The organism is Micromonospora sp. NBC_00362, from assembly GCF_026342155.1.
Lineage (GTDB): Bacteria > Actinomycetota > Actinomycetes > Mycobacteriales > Micromonosporaceae > Micromonospora > Micromonospora hortensis.
In genome coordinates, this window is record NZ_JAPENH010000001.1 from 4,026,797 (window position 1) to 4,043,599 (window position 16,803).

General features: G+C 71.1%; 19 protein-coding genes. 9 read left to right on the forward strand and 10 right to left on the reverse strand.

The window, feature by feature from the left end; all coding sequences use genetic code 11:
* Positions 1-22: 22 nt before the first annotated feature.
* Positions 23-271: a hypothetical protein gene (locus tag OG992_RS18340; RefSeq protein ID WP_266303831.1), complete on the reverse strand. Its 249-nt coding sequence runs from the start codon at positions 269-271 to the stop codon at positions 23-25.
* A gap of 97 nt (positions 272-368) precedes the next feature.
* Positions 369-1,247, reverse strand: coding sequence for a L,D-transpeptidase family protein (locus tag OG992_RS18345; protein ID WP_266303832.1), 879 nt, complete (start codon positions 1,245-1,247; stop codon positions 369-371).
* Between the two features lie 172 nt (positions 1,248-1,419).
* Between OG992_RS18345 and OG992_RS18350 the strand changes: the two genes are divergently transcribed.
* Entirely contained in the window at positions 1,420-3,099 is a 1,680-nt protein-coding gene (locus OG992_RS18350; RefSeq protein WP_124854244.1) for a DNA repair helicase XPB, read from the forward strand.
* 331 nt (positions 3,100-3,430) lie between these two features.
* On the opposite strand, the gene OG992_RS18355 is transcribed toward OG992_RS18350, so the two are convergent.
* Positions 3,431-3,640 (reverse strand): winged helix-turn-helix domain-containing protein, encoded by a 210-nt coding sequence (locus OG992_RS18355; RefSeq protein ID WP_238683818.1) that lies wholly within the window; start codon positions 3,638-3,640, stop codon positions 3,431-3,433.
* Between the two features lie 28 nt (positions 3,641-3,668).
* On the opposite strand from OG992_RS18355, the gene OG992_RS18360 reads away from it, so the two are divergent.
* Positions 3,669-3,917, forward strand: a complete 249-nt coding sequence (locus OG992_RS18360; RefSeq protein ID WP_266303833.1) for a hypothetical protein — start codon at positions 3,669-3,671, stop codon at positions 3,915-3,917.
* Positions 3,918-3,927: 10 nt separating this feature from the next.
* Here OG992_RS18360 and OG992_RS18365 read toward each other — a convergent pair whose 3' ends face one another.
* Positions 3,928-4,500: a TetR/AcrR family transcriptional regulator gene (locus tag OG992_RS18365; protein WP_266303834.1), complete on the reverse strand. Its 573-nt coding sequence runs from the start codon at positions 4,498-4,500 to the stop codon at positions 3,928-3,930.
* Positions 4,501-4,588: 88 nt separating this feature from the next.
* Here OG992_RS18365 and OG992_RS18370 point away from each other — a divergent pair, with 88 nt between their 5' ends.
* Positions 4,589-4,960, forward strand: coding sequence for a DUF4267 domain-containing protein (locus OG992_RS18370; protein WP_266303835.1), 372 nt, complete (start codon positions 4,589-4,591; stop codon positions 4,958-4,960).
* Positions 4,961-5,064: 104 nt separating this feature from the next.
* Here the strand turns inward: OG992_RS18370 and OG992_RS18375 are convergent, their stop codons facing one another.
* The 4 genes from OG992_RS18375 to OG992_RS18390 form a co-directional block, all read right to left on the reverse strand.
* Positions 5,065-5,748, reverse strand: a complete 684-nt coding sequence (locus tag OG992_RS18375) for a hypothetical protein (RefSeq protein WP_266303836.1) — start codon at positions 5,746-5,748, stop codon at positions 5,065-5,067.
* Positions 5,749-6,021: 273 nt separating this feature from the next.
* Positions 6,022-6,366, reverse strand: a complete 345-nt coding sequence (locus OG992_RS18380) for a type II toxin-antitoxin system HicB family antitoxin (RefSeq protein ID WP_238683823.1) — start codon at positions 6,364-6,366, stop codon at positions 6,022-6,024.
* Entirely contained in the window at positions 6,366-6,611 is a 246-nt protein-coding gene (locus OG992_RS18385; protein ID WP_238683824.1) for a toxin HicA, read from the reverse strand. The genes OG992_RS18380 and OG992_RS18385 overlap by 1 nt, the downstream gene beginning before the upstream one ends.
* 39 nt (positions 6,612-6,650) lie before the next feature.
* Positions 6,651-7,403, reverse strand: a complete 753-nt coding sequence (locus OG992_RS18390) for a TIGR03089 family protein (RefSeq protein ID WP_266303837.1) — start codon at positions 7,401-7,403, stop codon at positions 6,651-6,653.
* Between the two features lie 144 nt (positions 7,404-7,547).
* On the opposite strand from OG992_RS18390, the gene OG992_RS18395 reads away from it, so the two are divergent.
* Positions 7,548-8,618 carry a hypothetical protein gene (locus OG992_RS18395; protein ID WP_266303838.1) on the forward strand — a complete coding sequence of 357 codons (1,071 nt, stop codon included), beginning with the start codon at positions 7,548-7,550 and terminating at the stop codon, positions 8,616-8,618.
* A 54-nt stretch (positions 8,619-8,672) separates the two neighbouring features.
* On the forward strand, positions 8,673-10,979 hold the full coding sequence (locus OG992_RS18400; protein ID WP_266303839.1) for an esterase-like activity of phytase family protein: 2,307 nt from the start codon (positions 8,673-8,675) through the stop codon (positions 10,977-10,979).
* Between the two features lie 316 nt (positions 10,980-11,295).
* Here the strand turns inward: OG992_RS18400 and ligD (OG992_RS18405) are convergent, their stop codons facing one another.
* Both ligD (OG992_RS18405) and ligD (OG992_RS18410) read right to left on the reverse strand, forming a co-directional pair.
* Positions 11,296-12,207, reverse strand: a complete 912-nt coding sequence (gene ligD / locus OG992_RS18405; protein ID WP_266303840.1) for a non-homologous end-joining DNA ligase — start codon at positions 12,205-12,207, stop codon at positions 11,296-11,298.
* Complete coding sequence (gene ligD, locus OG992_RS18410) at positions 12,197-13,138, reverse strand: non-homologous end-joining DNA ligase (protein WP_266303841.1); 942 nt, start codon at positions 13,136-13,138, stop codon at positions 12,197-12,199. Before ligD (OG992_RS18410) ends, ligD (OG992_RS18405) begins: the two co-directional genes overlap by 11 nt.
* Before the next feature lie 85 nt (positions 13,139-13,223).
* Between ligD (OG992_RS18410) and OG992_RS18415 the strand changes: the two genes are divergently transcribed.
* The 4 genes from OG992_RS18415 to OG992_RS18430 all read left to right on the forward strand — a co-directional run bounded on the left by OG992_RS18415 (position 13,224) and on the right by OG992_RS18430 (position 16,800).
* Positions 13,224-14,249: a Ku protein gene (locus OG992_RS18415; RefSeq protein WP_266303842.1), complete on the forward strand. Its 1,026-nt coding sequence runs from the start codon at positions 13,224-13,226 to the stop codon at positions 14,247-14,249.
* 75 nt (positions 14,250-14,324) lie between these two features.
* Positions 14,325-14,963: a DUF4241 domain-containing protein gene (locus OG992_RS18420; protein ID WP_266303843.1), complete on the forward strand. Its 639-nt coding sequence runs from the start codon at positions 14,325-14,327 to the stop codon at positions 14,961-14,963.
* A 145-nt stretch (positions 14,964-15,108) separates the two neighbouring features.
* Entirely contained in the window at positions 15,109-15,780 is a 672-nt protein-coding gene (locus OG992_RS18425) for an FKBP-type peptidyl-prolyl cis-trans isomerase (RefSeq protein ID WP_238683832.1), read from the forward strand.
* A 192-nt stretch (positions 15,781-15,972) separates the two neighbouring features.
* Complete coding sequence (locus tag OG992_RS18430; protein WP_266305229.1) at positions 15,973-16,800, forward strand: hypothetical protein; 828 nt, start codon at positions 15,973-15,975, stop codon at positions 16,798-16,800.
* The last annotated feature ends 3 nt before the right edge of the window (positions 16,801-16,803 follow it).

Below are 16,803 nucleotides of genomic sequence, written 5' to 3' on the forward strand. Positions count from 1 at the left end.
AACCGCGCGGGAGCGCCGTCGGTCAGCGGCGGCTGCGGCTGCGGCTGCGGCGTACGGTGCCGACCACCGAGATGATCAGCAGCAGCGCGAAGCCGGCGCCGGCGGATTCCCCGACCGAGTCGACGAAGCCCTGCTGGAGCACCAGCCAGCCGAAGAGGAACCATCCGAGCAGGAGCGTCGCCGCGACGGCGTACGCGATCACCGTCGCTCGGGACACCTCGTCGGGTGGTGCGTGCTCGTGCTCCGCGATCACGTCACGGTCGACCGTCATACCCAGCCTCCCCGCCCGGTCCGGCCCTGGACTCCAAGGGTGACACTCAAGAGTCCGGTCGGACAGGGGGTTACCGCCGCGATTCGCTCAGTGTCACTCAGGTGCCGGGGCGGCGGCCGATCAGCACCACCCGGGTGCCGACCTTGCCGAGCTCCCACATCCGGACGGCGTCGGCGTGCAGCAGGTTGACGCACCCGTGCGAGCCGATCGACTTCTCGTGCAGGTAGGTGGTGGTCTCGTGGAAGCCCATCCCCTGGGTGAAGTGCTGCCAGTACGGCAGCCACACCTCGTACGGGTTCGACCATTCCTTGGGGTTGCGGTAGTTGACGGCGTACGTGCCGGCCGGGGTGCGGTAGCCGGACATGCCGGTGCGGGTCACCGTCGGTGCCATGATCACCTTGCCGCCGCGCAGCGCCCAGACGGTCTGCCGGGTCAGATCCACGCAGAACGTGGTGCCGGTGCCAGTCTTGCAGCGGGTCGTGTCGGTGGTGGCGAGGCGCTGGGCCACGTCGAGGGTGGTGGGTCCGGCGCGACCCTCGACGGGGCGAATGCCGTACCTCTTCTGGAACTTCTTGATCGCCGCGCAGTCGGCGGCGGACTGCCGACCGTCAACCGTCACGGCCCCGAACCCGCCCAACCGGGCCAGGTGGGTCTCCACCGCCCGCTGGTGCTGCCCCTGGGGGCAACCGGCGACGGTCGGCGTACCGGTGCCGGGGGTTTTCGTGGGTGTCGGGCGGGTCGGCTTCGGCGTGGGTTTCCGGGAGGGTTTCGGGGTGGGCGAGACCGGGGTGGGCCGGCCGTGCTGGTCGGGCCCGGACGTGTCGCCCGCCCCCGTTGCCTGTTCCGCCGCACCGGCTGGGGCGGCTCCCCCGCCACCACTCCCGCCGGACTGCGGATCGAACGCGCACGCTCCCGCGCCGACCAGCACGACCACCACGAGGGCAACCAGCCGGGAAGTGGTCCGAACGTGCTTCATGGGCCCTCCCCAGACAGTCGTCCCTCTACTAGACGTTCGTGAGTGCCATCACGGTTGCGCCCGGTGAGCATCTTTCTTCCGCGGTCCCGCGTCGTGCAACACTGGATGGTCGGCCAGCAGCGGGTATGCGACCCGTTTCGGCCGGTCGGCCAACCGAGGAGAGGACGCTGGCGTGAGCGGTGGACCACTGATCGTGCAGTCGGACAAGACCCTGCTGCTGGAGATCGACCACCCCGACGCGCAGGCCTGCCGGATGGCGATCGCGCCGTTCGCGGAGCTGGAACGCTCGCCGGAGCACGTGCACACCTACCGGCTGACGCCGCTGGGTCTGTGGAACGCCCGCGCGGCGGGGCACGACGCCGAGGGTGTCGTGGATTCGCTGCTCAAATACTCCCGTTACCCGGTGCCGCACGCGCTGCTGGTGGACGTGGCCGAGACGATGGACCGGTACGGCCGGCTTCAGCTCGCCAACGACCCTGCGTACGGGCTGGTGCTGCGCGCACTGGACCGGCTGGTGCTGATCGAGGTGGCCAAGAGCAAGAAGCTCGCCGGGATGCTCGGCGACAAGATCGACGACGACACCATCCGGGTGCACCCGTCCGAGCGTGGCCGGCTCAAGCAGGCGCTGCTCAAGCTGGGCTGGCCGGCGGAGGACCTGGCCGGTTACGTCGACGGTGAGGCGCACCCGATCGAGTTGGCCGAGGCCGGCAAGGACGGGCGCAAGCCGTGGACGCTGCGCTCGTACCAGCGGGAGGCCGTGGAGGCGTTCTGGGCCGGCGGGTCGGGGGTGGTGGTGCTGCCGTGCGGCGCCGGCAAGACCCTGGTCGGCGCGGCGGCGATGGCCGAGGCGAAGGCGACCACGCTGATCCTGGTGACCAACACGGTCGCCGGCCGGCAGTGGAAGCGGGAGCTGATCGCCCGCACCTCGCTGACCGAGGAGGAGATCGGCGAGTACTCCGGCGAGCGCAAGGAGATCCGCCCGGTCACCATCGCCACGTACCAGGTGCTCACCTCGCGGCGCGGCGGCGCGTTCACCCACCTTGACCTCTTCGGGGCCCGCGACTGGGGCCTGGTCGTCTACGACGAGGTGCACCTGCTGCCCGCGCCGATCTTCCGGTTCACAGCGGACCTCCAGGCCCGCCGCCGGCTGGGCCTCACCGCGACTCTGGTACGCGAGGACGGCCGCGAGGGTGACGTGTTCAGCCTGATCGGGCCCAAGCGGTACGACGCGCCGTGGAAGGACATCGAGTCGCAGGGTTGGATCGCCCCGGCTGAGTGCACCGAGGTCCGGGTGACACTGACCGACGCGGAGCGGATGTCGTACGCGACGGCGGAGGCGGAGGAGCGCTACCGGATGGCGGCGACCGCCCGCACCAAGCTGCCAGTGGTCAAGGCGCTGGTCGACAGGCACCCGGACGACCAGGTACTGGTGATCGGCGCGTACATCGACCAGCTGCACCAGCTCGGCGAGTACCTCGACGCGCCGATCATCCAGGGCTCGACCACGAACAAGGAGCGGGAGCGGCTGTTCGACGCGTTCCGGTCCGGCTCACTGCGGACCCTGGTGATCTCGAAGGTCGGCAACTTCTCGATCGACCTGCCGGAGGCTGCGGTGGCGATCCAGGTGTCCGGCACGTTCGGCTCACGCCAGGAGGAAGCCCAGCGGCTGGGTCGAGTGCTGCGACCGAAGGCCGACGGTCGACAGGCGCACTTCTACACCGTGGTGTCCCGGGACACGATCGACACCGAGTACGCGGCGCACCGGCAGCGCTTCCTCGCCGAGCAGGGGTACGCGTACACGATCGTCGACGCCGACGACGTGCTCGGCCCGAAGCTACCGACCGTCGACTGACCCGTGCGGCCTTGATCGACTCGGTCTTCCGGCCTTGATCGACTCGGTTTTCAGGACGTCGCGGTGTCCGGGGCGCTGTGATGCCCCGGCTTCCTGGAACCCGAGTCGATCAGCGCGGTGGGTGCGGGCGCGGGGCGGGGGGACGGGGGTCTCGCGCGCTCGCTATGGAGCTGATGTCGTAGACGAATCAGCCGTCCGGGGTGGACGGCGGCCACTGGCAACGCCGGGCAGCCACGCCTCGTGCGCCCCGCGCTCCACGCGCCCGCGCTCCACACGCCCGCGCACGGCGCTCCACGCGCCCGCGCACCGCGCTCCGGGCAATCAGCGGAACTCAGCGCTTGCGGGACTCCGCGACGAAGACCCCGCGCCCCGGACGACCGACCAACACGCCCTCTTTCCGCAGCTTCGCCACCGCACGGCTGATCGTGGACTGCGAGACGTCGTATTCGTCTGCCAGCACGCGCCCGGACGGAAGCTGTGACCCTGGCGGATAGGTCCCGTCCTTGATCTTCTTCAGAAGATCGTCGAGCAGCTCGTCCATTGTGGGCGGGATCGGCACGTGGAGCCCCTTGCAGTCGGTTGGCTCGCCCAGTTTTGATCAGCCGCTGCTGCGCGCCCGGATCTTCGCGCGTACCGCAGCTCGGGTGTTGGTCCGGCTCAGCGCGCGGGTCGAGCCGGGCGGGGTGACCGTCTCGGCGGAGGACCAGCAGGGCGTACGACATTGGGTCTTCTGTGACCGACCACTGCCCGGCGGCGCGCGGTGCGCCCTGCCGGTCGACCACCTCGCGCCGTGCGCGCGACGACCGCGTCAGCGCTGACCGGCGACGCTCACCGGGAGAAGCGGTCCACCAGGACCGCGAGCCGGCGGTCGTGGTCGGCGCGGCGGAGCCGGCCGCTGCGCATCAGCGTGACCAGCCCGTGCAGGCCGCTCCAGAACGTCTCGGTGACCGTCTCCAGGTCGTCGTCCGCCGCGACCGGGCGCACCGTCTCGGCCAGTTCGGCGAAGCCCCGGGCCAGGTCGGTTGGCACGTCCTGGCTGGCGAACGGCAGGTCCACGGCGAGTGTGAACATCGCGTCGTAGATCGCGGGCCGCTGCTGGGCGAACGCGACGTACGCGGCTGCCACGTCGGCGACCGCCTGCCGGGGATCGGCGGCGGAGGCTCGGGCCGAGACCAGTGCGGTTGCCAGCTCGGCGAAGCCCTCGACGGCTACCGCCGCCATGATGGCGTCCTTGCCCTTGAAGTGGCTGTAGAGGACGGGCTGGCTGTATTCGATCTCGGCGGCGAGCCGGCGGGTGGTCACGGCGTCCCAGCCTTCCGTCAACGCCAGGTCGCGTGCCGCGGTGATGATCGCCTGCTCCCGTTCCGCCCGCTCGCGCTCCCGGCGCCCCTGTGTCGACATGACAGCAATTCTAGCACCGCTAGCGTTCCTGTCGGCGCTCTGCTAGCGTCGCTCGCGTATCTAGCGGCGCTAGCAATTGGAGCGGTTCATGCTGTCCTTCATCGCCTACGGGCTCGCCGTCGTACTCAGCCTCTTCGTCGTCTTCATCGGTGCGCGGTTCCTGCTGGTACCGCAGGCCGCTGCCGCCGGGTACGGCGTGCCGGCCCGCGCGGACGGCGGCTCCGCCTACCTGACCGTCAAAGGGCTGAAGGACCTCACGTTCGGGCTGCTCGGCCTCGCCCTGATCGCCTTCACGACCGCCGACGCTGTCGCGTGGTTCATGCTGATCGTCGCGCTCGTACCGCTGGGCGACACCGTCATCGTGCTACGGAACGGCGGAACGAAGGCTGTCGCCTTCGGCATCCACTTCGCCACCGCCCTCGTCGTCCTCCTGAACGCCGCCCTGCTGTTCGCCCTGTAGCTGCCAAGATCGCCGGCCGCGCCCTCGCCCGTGTTGATCAAGAGGTTTGCGTCATCGATCGGCCTGATGACGACGCAAACTTCTTGATCAACGGAGTCGATGGGTCACGACGTGGGGGGTGGGCAGCGGTCGGGGAGGGTTACCTCGCCGGGGCGGTGGTCGAAGGTGTCCATGGTGAACCATTCGTCCAGCTCCGGGTCGAAGAGGTTCTGCAGGCCGAACTGCAACACCTGCCACCACCGGCTCGGGTCGTGCTGGTCGACGTAGATGTCGCCGAGCGCGATCGGGAACCGGAAGAACTCCCCCGGCACCGTGGAACCGCCGACCACCCCGACCCGCCAGTGGTCCACGTGCCGGTCCTTCTCACCCTGCAGGATCTCGGGCCCCACATAGCGGGCGGTCTTCAACTTGTCGTTGAAGATCTGGCGGTTGAAGAACCCCGGGACTTTGCTGCACGCGCGGGGCGGAAACAGCGGGATGTTCGGCCACCTGTAGGTGAGCGTGTAGAGCGTGTTCTCGTAGATCAGGTTCGTGAACCAGATCGGATGGTCCGGGCCACCGGCGGTCATCTGACTGTTGCCGTCGCGGCCCTGCCAGGAGAACGGCACGTCGATGCCGAGGTCCCGCACGACGTACCGGCCGGTGCCCTGGAAGTCGGCGGGGAGCAGCGGTGGGCGCGGCTCCCGCGAATCGGGGACCGTGGGGCCGTCGGCCTGCGCCGCGCGGGGCAGCGGCGCCGCCGCCGGACCGGGCGCGACCACCCCGAGGGCGAACAGAGCGCCGGCCACCGCCGAAACCAGAGTCCGACGGGTACGCCTCGACACCATGCCTCCTCCACCGACGTGCACAGTGGCCGGCGCACTGACCGCGCGCGTGCCTTCGGCGAAGCGTAGGAGCAGGAAAAATGTGAGAACGGGCGGAAGGCTGCGGCTCCACCTGACGAGTGACGGGACGCGCACCGCCTGGAACCGAACGCGGGCCCGAGCCGGCGTAAAGCGCACCTGGCCGCTTGATCAACAGCGCCCTTCGAGGCGCGGGCAGGACATGAGCTGTCCGACCGCTCAGGCGGCGCGGAGCTTACGAAGGACGTACTGGTTGAGACTCATCCCGTCCTCGGCGGCCTCGATGGCGAGCTCGCGATGCAGGCTCTCTCCGACACGGAGGTTGAACTTGCCCGAGTAGCTTCGCTCCGCGAACGGCTGCGGCACCGCCTCGCCCTGCTCCTGCATGTCGACGATCACCTCCTGCAACAGATCTTGAAGGCCCTGCAGCGCCTCCACCTGCGTGGGGGCCAGCCAGGAGAGCGACGCGAATTCGGCGCAGGTGGCGACGAACTCCTGGTCATCGATCGACCAGGTGACACGGTAGGTGTAGTGCGTGATCTCGGGACGGGCGTCGGGTTGCATCACATGGCCTCCTTCTTGTCGATCGCCTTGAGAACCTGCCGGACCTGGTACGCCTTGGCCTTGCCCTTGTCGTCCTGGATGTTGACGCGTGGGTCACCGGCCCACGGCATCCGGAACACGGCATGCGAGGTGCCCGTCTGCCGCGGCTTCCCGAAGTAGTGCTCGCACACCCGATAAAGATCGTTGTAGGCGATGTTCTGCTGACGCTGCCGCATCGCTTCGACAAGCCTGGCTATCGAGGGCACCCAGCAATGGTACTACCCGCAGTACCAGTACTCCACTCTTTAGAGGACCCGGGTCACCTGTTCGGCAGCGACGACCGCGTCCCGCCGCGCCGGGTCGAGGTTGGCGCTGATCACCACTGACGCGCCGGCCGAGAGCGGCGCGAGCAACCACTTCAGTGGCTGCTCGGTCTCGGCGGCGTCGACCAGGAGGCGGTCGCCGGCGCGCAGGTCCAGCATCGTGGCGAACTCCTGGGCGAGCGCACCCCACTGACCGTAGGTGGTGCCGTCCGCGGTGGCCGGATCAGACGGGTGGATGGCGGTGTGGTCGGGCGCGCCGTCGCCGTGTCGCAGCACCTCGGCGGACCAGTCCAACCAGCCCAACGGCACGTCGTCCAGCCGCCCCGGCCCGGTGCCGACGAGATAGCGGTGCGGCGCGTCCGGCACGTCCTCCAGCCAGTCGTCCTGCCGCTCCGGCGTCACGAAGACCGCGTCGAACGGCCGATCGCCGCCCGGTTCGAGCACCGCCAGGCCCGCTGTGGCGCGCGGTCGGAACGACACCGCCAGGCCTGAGGCCCAGGCGCCCAACAACACCGCGGCGGTACGCCAGTGCGGCGGCAGCAGGACCGCTACGCGGCTGCCGGGGCCCAGTCGGCAGCCGTCCCGCAGCAGGCTCGCGCTGCGTGCCGCCCACTGACCGACCTGCTGTGCGGTGAGGTCGACGCGCTCGCCGGTCGCCTCGTCGCGGTAGCTGAGCAGCGGACGTTCGGCCTCGACGGGCCGGGCCGCCTGGTCGGCCGTGACGGTTGGCTGCATCTCCACGCTCCCCGGGTCGACGTCGGCACCACAGTACTCAACGACTTTCGTCGCAGCGGTCGTCGGCCGATGGCCGTATCGGGTGACCGGGTGGCCCGCGCACGGTGCAGAGAACGATCCCCAAAACGCCGCCGAGGAGCGCCCATGCCGACCGGACCCGACCCCGTCACCGCCGACCATCCCGCCACCGACCACCCGGCCGCCGCTGGCCGTCTGCCGCTGCGTCGGCGGCTCCTGCCGGTGATCGCGTTGCTGCTGCTCGCGCCGTGGGCGGCCGAGTGCTCGTGGGGCGGCTTCGCCATCGACGACTTCCTGCCGGTGCTGATCTTCCTGGGCCCGATGTACGGCGGCGCGGCGATCCTCATCCGGGAGACCGCTCGGCACCTCGGCGCGGGCTGGCCGACCATCGTCCTGCTCGCCGCCGCGTTCGGCGTACTCCAGGCCGGGCTGGTCGACCAGTCACTGTTCAACCCCGACTACCTCGACGACACCCAGTACGCCGACACCCGGGCCGCCGCCGAGGCGACGCTGGTGCCGGGGCTCGAATTCAGCCTCCGGCAGGCGTTCGACTACGTCGGCAACCACATCATGCTGACGATCTGCGCGCCGATCGTGCTCATCGAGTCGTTCCTCGGGCCGCAACGGCGGCTGCGGCCGTGGCTGGGCCGACCCGGTCTCGCCGTGGTGGGCGTGCTCTACCTGCTCGGCAGTCTGTTGATCTTCTCCGACAGCAGCGGCCGGAAGGGCTTCCTGGCCAGCCCGCTCCAGCTGGCGTTCGCGGCGCTGCTGGTCCTCGCCCTCGTCGCGACGGCCCTGCTCCCTCGCTGGCGTCGCGCCCACCCGCGCCGGGTCCGCCGGGTGCCGCATCCGCTCTGGGTCGGTCTGCTGGTCGTCGTCGTCCGCCTCGGCTCCGACCTGACGCCCGGCTGGACGGGGATGATCATCGCGCTTTCGCTGTCCGCCGTCGCCGGAGGGCTTGTGGCGTACTGGTCGTCGGGCAACGGCTGGGGGCAGCGGCACGTGCTCGTTGCCGGCACCGCGGGCCTGGTCACCGCCGCCGCGTTCGCGTACCTGGTGCCGCCGTACTCCCCTGCCTCCCCGGCGGCTGCCCTGGCCGGCGACGTCGCGGTCACCGTCATCACTGTCGCCCTGGTCGGCGGTGCCTGGTGGCAGCTGCGCCGTGCTTCGCCGACTGTTCATGTCGGCGCAAGCTGATGCTCCCCGACAACTGTCAGCCTCCGTGCGGGTACGACCTAACGGAGGAAGTCCTTGACACTCAGAAGAGCATTCACCGCGCTCACCGCAGCCGGTGTCGCCGCCGCCAGCCTGACCGGGGCCACCCCCGCGTCGGGCGGCGGGCACCACCATCCAGGCCTGTCGCTCGCCTTCGACCGGGTCGCCACGTACCCGGTGTTCCAGAACCGTCCGGCCGGCGAGGATCCGACGACAGCGACGGTCGCCGAGATCTCGGCGGTCAGCGAGGACGGTCGCACCCTGATCCACACCGACGCGCTGGCCCGGCGCATCGGCTTCCTGGACATCTCCCGTGTCGACCGGCCACGCGGCCTCGGCACGCTCTCCCTGTCCCAGCTCGGCGACGCCGAGGACGAGCCGACCTCGGTCGCCGTGGTCGGCAGGTACGTGCTGGTGGTGGTGAACACCAGCGCCAGTTACACAGCGCCGTCCGGCCGCCTCGACGTGATCGAACTGGCCAGTCGCGAGCGGGTGGCCAGCTTCGATCTCGGCGGTCAGCCCGACTCGATAGCGATCAGCACTGACAAGCGGTACGCCGCGATCGCCATCGAGAACGAGCGCGACGAGGAGGCCACCCCGTCCGGCGGCGAGGAGGGCGACCTGCCCCAGGCGCCCGCCGGTTTCGTGCAGATCGTCGACCTGGCCGGCACGTCTCCGGCCGGTTGGCGGCTGCGGCCTGTCGCGCTGACCGCTGCCGACGGCACGGCGCTGCCCGCGCTGGCGCAGGCCGGCCTCGCCGCGCCGACCGACCCCGAGCCGGAGTACGTCTCGATCAACGGCCGCAACCAGTTGGCCGTGACGCTTCAGGAGAACAACGGCGTCGCCCTGATCGACCTGCCCACCGGCCGGATCACCACTGTGTTCAGCGCCGGCACCGCCACGATCAGCGGCATCGACACCAAGAAGGACGGTGTCATCGACCTGACCGGCGGCATCACCGACGTGCCGCGCGAGCCGGACGCGGTGGCCTGGGTGGACGACCGCTATCTCGCCACTGCCAACGAGGGCGACTGGCACGGCGGCACCCGTGGCTGGTCGGTCTTCGACAGCCGCAGCGGACGCGTCGCCTGGGACGCCGGCAACACCTTCGAGCGGCTCGCCGTCTCGTACGGGCTGCACAACGAGGACCGGGCCGGCAAGAAGGGCACCGAGCCGGAGGGCGTGGCCGTCGCCGAGTACGACGGTGTCCGGTACGCCTTCGTCGGCTCGGAGCGGAGCAACTTCGTCGCCGTCTACGACCTGGACGACCCCACCCGGCCGGTCTTCAAGCAGGTGCTGCCGACCACCAACGGGCCGGAAGGGCTGCTGCCCATTCCGTCGCGCGGGCTGCTCGCGGTCTCCAGCGAGGAGGACGACGCCGCGGTCAACGTCCGGGCCTCGGTGTCGCTCTTCCAGCTCGGCACTGCCACCCCGGCGTTCCCGAGCATCGTCTCCGGCACCGACCGGGCCGGCACCCCGACCGGTTGGGGAGCGCTCGGCGCGCTGAGCGCGGTCCCGGGCAAGCGGGACCAGCTCTACAGCGTCACCGACGCGGCGTACGGCCAAACCCGCATCCTCACCGTCGACGCGAAACGGACGCCGGCCGTGATCACCGCCGCGCTGCCGGTGCGGGATGCGGTCGGCGCTCCGGTCGGATACGACGCGGAGGGCATCTTCGCCCGCCCCCAGGGCGGCTTCTGGCTCGCCGTGGAGGGCGCCAGGGGCGCGGAGAACAAGCTGGTCCGGCTCGACGCCGCCGGGGTGACCCGGCAGACCGTCGCGCTGCCCGCCGAGGTCGCCGCCGGCCTCGGCAAGCAGGGCCTGGAGGGGGTCACCGCGGCCACCGACCGGCAGGGCCGGGAGATCGTCTGGGTGGCCGTACAGCGGGAGTTGAGCACCGACCCGGCCGGCGTCGTCCGGCTCGGCCGGTACGACGTCGCGGCGGGCACCTGGAGTTGGTTCGGCTACCAGTTGGGGGCCACCACAGTGCCCGGCGACTGGATGGGCCTCTCCGAGATCACAGTGGTCGGTGACCGGCTCGCGGTCATCGAACGGGACAAGCTGAACGGCCCGGCCGCCACCGTCAAGCGGATCTACACGGTGCCGTTGCCCCGTGCGGCGGCGACCGGTCCGCTGACAGTGCTGCCGAAGACGCTCGCCGTCGACGTGCTGCCCGCGCTTCGCGCCAGCAACGGGTGGACGCAGGAGAAGCTGGAAGGTCTGACAGTGGCCGGCGACGGCGAGGTGTACGCGATCACCGACAACGACGGGGTCAAGGACGCCACCGGCGAGACGGTGCTCCTACGCCTCGGCTCCAGCCGCACGGTCTTCGGCCGCCGCTGACCCACCGCCAGTTCCCCTTCGGCCGGCGTCCACCCTCGCGGTGGGCGCCGGCCGATCACGTCAGGTGACCCCGGCTACAGGCCCACCGCACCCACCGAGGAGCCTTTGCTCTGATACCTATATGCGACACGCACGCTCCGTGATGAGCGTTCCCACCCCTCGACCGCGCGGCCGTGATGAAGTCCCAGTTCAGCGCGGTGGTGCATATAGGTATGCAGAGCAAAGGCGGTGGGTGGCCCGGCCGGGACACTGCGGCCCGTGACACTCTGCTGCTGGTACCGCCCGCGAGCATCCGGGCATCGATCGTCACCCAGTGTCAGCCGGGCAACTCCGGGCCGCCGTCCAGCAGGGGGGCGAGCAGGTCGTCGTACTCGTCGACCCGGGCCAGGACCTCGGCGGCGGTGAACTGGCGGACGGCCGGTTTCCGGCCGCGCGCGCCGGCCTCGACCTCGTCCCAGGTCAGCGGCGTCGACACCGACGGCACCGACTGGGCCCGCAGCGAGTACGGCGCCACAGTGGTCTTCGCCGCGTTGTTCTGGCTCCAGTCGATGAAGACCTTTCCCGGTCGGAGGTTCTTCGCCATCTTCGACACGATCAGCCTCGGGTGGGCCTTCTCCAGTTCCTGAGCGATCCGCCGGGCGTAGTCGGAGACGAGGTCGGACGACTGGGTGCCGGCGATCGGGCAGCAGAGCTGCATGCCCTTCTTGCCGGACGTCTTCGGGTACGACTCGATGCCGTCGTCGGCGAGGCGGTCGCGCATCAGGACCGCCACCGGGCAACACTCGGCGAGCCCGGCCGGCGGGCCCGGGTCCAGGTCGACGACCATCATGTCCGGGTGTTCGCCCACCTTCCACTGCGGTGTGTGCAGCTCCAACGCGGCAAGGTTGGCCAGCCAGACCAGGGTGGGCAGGTCGTCGGCGACCACGTAGTCGATGGTTTCCCGGCCTTTCGTCGACCCGGGCGCGGGCAGGTTCTCCACCCGCACCCAGTCCGGGGTGGCGGCCGGCGTGTTCTTCTCGAAGAACGACTTGTCGTCCACCCCGTTGGGGAAGCGGATCCGGGTGAGCGGCCGGTCCCGCAGGTGCGGCAGCAGCACCGGGGAGATCCGGGTGTAGTAGTCGATCACCTCACCCTTGGTGAACCCGGCCGCCGGGTAGAGCACCTTGTCCAGGTTGGACACCTCCAGCGCGCGACCCTCGACGTTCACCCGTAGCCGTTCAGCCGGCATCGTCGACATCCTCCGGCGGCTTGTCCGGGCGCAACCGCAGCACCCGGGGGAAGCGCAGCCGGCCGTCGGGGGTGCGCTGGCCGTACTTCACCTCCACCACCACCTGGGGTGTTACCCAGATGGCGCCCCGCGCATCCTCGCGCGGCACACCCGGCGCGAACGGTGACACGCCGGAGCGCAGCGGCTCCAGCTCGGCGAGGAGCTGCCGCTCGATGGCCGCGCCGATCCCGCCGCCGACCCGACCCCGGTAGATCAGTCGGCCGTCCGGGCCGGGCACCCCGACCAGCAGCCCGCCGATCCGGCGCGCGCCCGGTCGCCAACCGCCGATGACGAAGTCGCCGGTCACCTCCAGCTTGACCTTCACCCAGTCCGGCGAGCGCACCCCCGGGCGGTAGACGGCCCCGACCCGCTTGGCCATCACCCCCTCCAGGCCGTGCTCCCCGGCCGCCTCGTAGGTGGCCGGCCCGTCGGCGAACATCGGCGGCACCGCCCAGCGGAGGCCACCGAGCGCGAGCGCCTCGAGGGCCTCCCGGCGGCGCTCGTACGGCCAGCCGGTCAGGTCGTCGCCGTTCAGCCGGAGCAGGTCGAAGATCATGTACGTCACCGGCATGACCGCTGCCAACCGGGCCGCCTTGGCCCGATCCCGGACGTGCATCCGCTCGGCCAGCGCGGTGAACGACGGCTGCCCGCCCTGGCCGAGCAGCACCACCTCGCCGTCGAGCAGCGCGTCGTCGACCTGCTCGGGCAGGGTGGCCAACTCCGGGTACGCGGCGGTGATCTCCACGCCGGAACGGGCATACAGGTGCTGACCGCCACCTGAGATGTCGGCCAGGGCGCGGACGCCGTCCCACTTGAACTCGTAGGCCCAGCCGTCACCCGCCGGGAGCGGCCCGGTCATCGCGAGCATCGGCTTGAGCGGCGCGCCGGGCACGACCCGACTGTAGTAGCAGCCCGAACACCTCGCGTCCGGTTCTTTCGGATGCGAGCATGGTCGATACCGGGGAAGGGAGCGCAGGATGCGTGCCATCTGGAAGGGAGCCGTGTCGTTCGGGCTCGTCTCGATCGGGGTGAAGCTCTACTCCGCGACCGAGGAGAAGGACATTCGGTTTCACCAGGTGCACCGCGAGGACGGCGGTCGGATCCGCTACAAGCGCACCTGCTCGGTCTGCGGCGAAGAGGTCACCTACGACGACATCGCCAAGGGCTACGACATCGGCGGCGGCGAAATGGTGATCCTCACCGACGAGGACTTCGCCGACCTGCCGCTGACCAGCTCCCGTGCCATCGACGTGCTGGAGTTCGTGCCGGCCGAGCAGGTCGACCCGATCCTCTACAACAAGGCGTACTTCCTCGAGCCGGAGGGCGCGGCGACCAAGCCGTACGTGTTGCTGCGCGACGCGCTCATCGACTCGGAGCGGGTGGCCATCGTCAAGGTGGCGCTGCGCCAGCGGGAGCAGCTGGCCACGCTGCGGGTCCGCGAAGGTGTGCTGCTGCTCAACACCATGCTCTGGCCGGACGAGATCCGCACACCGGACTTCGGTTTCCTCGACGAGGACCTCAAGGTGCGCCCACCGGAGCTGGCCATGGCCAGCTCTCTGATCGACTCGATGACCGGCGAGTTCGAGCCGGACGTCTTCACCGACGACTACCGGGCCGCGTTGCAGGAGGTCATCGACGCCAAGGTGGAGGGTCGGGAGGTCGTCCAGCCGGAGGAGGTCGAGGAGGCCCCGGCTGCGGCGGTGGACCTGATGGCAGCGTTGAAGGCCTCGGTGGAGCGTGCCAAGGCGGCTCGTGGCGAGCAGCCCGCCCGCGGTGGTGGCGGCGGCGAGCCGACGCCCATCTCGTCGGCCCGGTCGGCGCAGAAGGCAGCCGAGAAGAAGGCGGCCAAGGCACCCGCGAAGAAGGCCGCGGCCAAGAAGACGGCCGAGAAGAAGGCGGCGGAGCCGGCGAAGAAGACCGCCGCACGCAAGACCGCCGCGAAGAAGGCGGAGCCGGCGAAGAAGACCGCCGCACGCAAGACCGCACCCCGCAAGAGCGCCTGACCGGGTACGGCAGCGGCGGCGGTGTCCGCCTCGCCGGGTACGCTCCGCCGGCCGCTGGCGACCGGAGGAGCCCCCATGCCGTACACCCCTGATCTGGACCGGTTACTGACGCCCGGCGCCCGCTTCACCGACCAGCACGGCGGGTACCTGATCGAGGTTCACCCGGTGGGCGACATCGTGTTGCCGACCGGCCGTGTGGTCGGGTGTGACCCGCTGGTCTGCCCGGAGGCGGAGCCGTTCACTGTGACAGTGCCGCCGGGGCGGCATCCCGCCCGCGCCTGGGTGGCGGTGGTGCTCCGGGAGGACGCCGAGGTGGACCGCCGGGTCGCCGCGCTGGAGCTGGTCGTCTCGGCGGAACCGACGATCCGCTGGGAGCCGGCCGTCGCGGGCGACCAGGACGTCGCCACGCTCGGCGCGGACGACTACTTCGGATACGGGGTGGACGCCGGTGTCGGCACCCTCGCCGACCCGACCGCGCTCGCCGTCCTGGAGAGCTGGGACTCCGACCGGGTCGAGGAGGTCTTCATCCCGACCGAGCTGCCGTCGTCCCCGGTCCCGGGGCTGATCACCGCAGTGTTGGACGAGGCCAGCGGCGCCAACGTCGTCACGGTGGCCACTGGTTGGGGCGACGGCTGCTACGGCACCTGGATCGGCCGTACCGCCGACGGACGGATCACGTCGTTCGTGACCGACTTCATGGTCGTCCCGGAATAACCGCCCGGGAAAGCCTCGGAATGTCGCACTGGGCGATCCGAGGCGTCGGCGGCGGGCACGGTAGGCCGCGGTGCGGGTACCGTGTGCGTCGGCTTTCCCCCCGGCACCGGGTGCCGGCCACACTTCGCAGCAGGGAGTCGACGACGTGAGCGAGCGGACGCAGCAGACGGGCCCGGACCAGAGCCCGGCAACCAAGTCGGGGCGCCGCCTGGCCGCCCAGTTGGCGGAGAAGAAGGCCGCCGACCGGAGGCGGAAGATCAACGCCGGGCTCAGCAGCCTCGCCGCCCTCGCCGTGGCCGCGACGCTGATCGGCGTCTTCGTGGCGATCGGTGGGGGCGACGACAAGCCCAAGACCCAGGCCGACGCGACCCCGTCCGCCTCCGCCCCGGCCCCCGACGAGGCTGGCGCGCCCCCCGCTCCGCAGCTGCCCGAGGGCTCCGACCCGGCGCTGGGCACCAAGCCGACGGTGACGCCGGGCACCGGTGAGCTCAAGAAGCTCACCGTCACCCCGCTGATCAAGGGCAAGGGCCCGGCCGTGCAGAAGGGCCAGAACATCACCACCAACTACGTGGGGGTGTTCTTCAAGGACGGCAAGGAGTTCGACTCCTCGTGGAAGGCCGGGCAGCCGGCCACCTTCCCGATCGGCGTCGGCCAGGTCATCCCCGGCTGGGACCAGGGCCTGGTCGGGGTGACGGTGGGCAGCCGGGTGCAGCTCGACATCCCGGGCGAGCTGGCGTACGGCAACGACGAGGCCGCCGCAGGTGGACGTCCCACCGGTCCGCTGCGCTTCGTGGTGGACGTGCTCGCCGCCCAGTGACCTGTCCAAGTCGTCCCGGTTGTCGCCGGGACGCGATGGAGTTGTTCACATGGGGCTTCCGGCCCGTCACCCAGCGGCAGTAGGTTCGGCGTCACCCCGGGCGGTTCGCCGCCCGGGGTGAGCAGCATCCGGAACCGGGACGCGGAGGTGCATGTGACGGCGCTGGACGAGCCTGGGCGGACCGCCCGGTCGATGTGGGCGTTCTTCGAGCCGGTGCACACTGTCACCTACCTGCACCCCCGGGCCCGGGCCGCGTACGAGGCGGTCGGGCTGCGCGGCTACTGGCGTGGTTACTTCGCCGGCCGGGCCGCGCCGCTGGGAGCCGCCGAGGCGGCCCCGGTGATCGCCGCCTTCTTCAACTTCGCGCCGCAGATGGTGGCCCGCGCGCTGCCTGCGGTGTGGCGGTTGGCCACCCCGCAGGAGGCGCTGCGCGCCCGACTGACCGGTGCCGTGCAGGCGCTCGCCGAGCTGACCTACGAGCTACCCGAGTCGCACCTGGTGGAGGCCGCCGACCTGCTGGATCGGGCCGCCGCGGCGGCGCAGACCGCCGGCCGGGTGCTCGGCGCGGCCAACGCGGCCCTCCCGGCCGGGGAGTACCCGCTGGCGCGGCTCTGGCAGGCCGCCACCACGCTGCGCGAGCACCGGGGGGACGGGCACGTGGCGGCGCTGGTGGCCGCCGGCCTGGACCCGGTGGAGACGCTGGCCGGGCGGGTCGCGCTGGACGGTTCGTCGCCGCAGTACCTGCTGGGCCGGGGCTGGTCCGAGGAGCAGTGGCAGGCCGCCCGCGTGCGGCTCACCGAGCGGGGCTGGCTGACCGGGGACGGCGCGGCCACCGACCACGCCCGGGCCGGGTTCCAGGCCATCGAGGACGCCACCGACCGGGCCGCCGCGCACCCGTGGCAGGCGCTCGGCGCCCACGACACGGACCGGCTCCGGGAGCTGCTGGAGCCGATCGCCCGTTCCGGTCACACTCTGCTTCCCGAGGGCAGCCCGCTCGGTCTGCCCGCGTTGCCCGGCTGACCG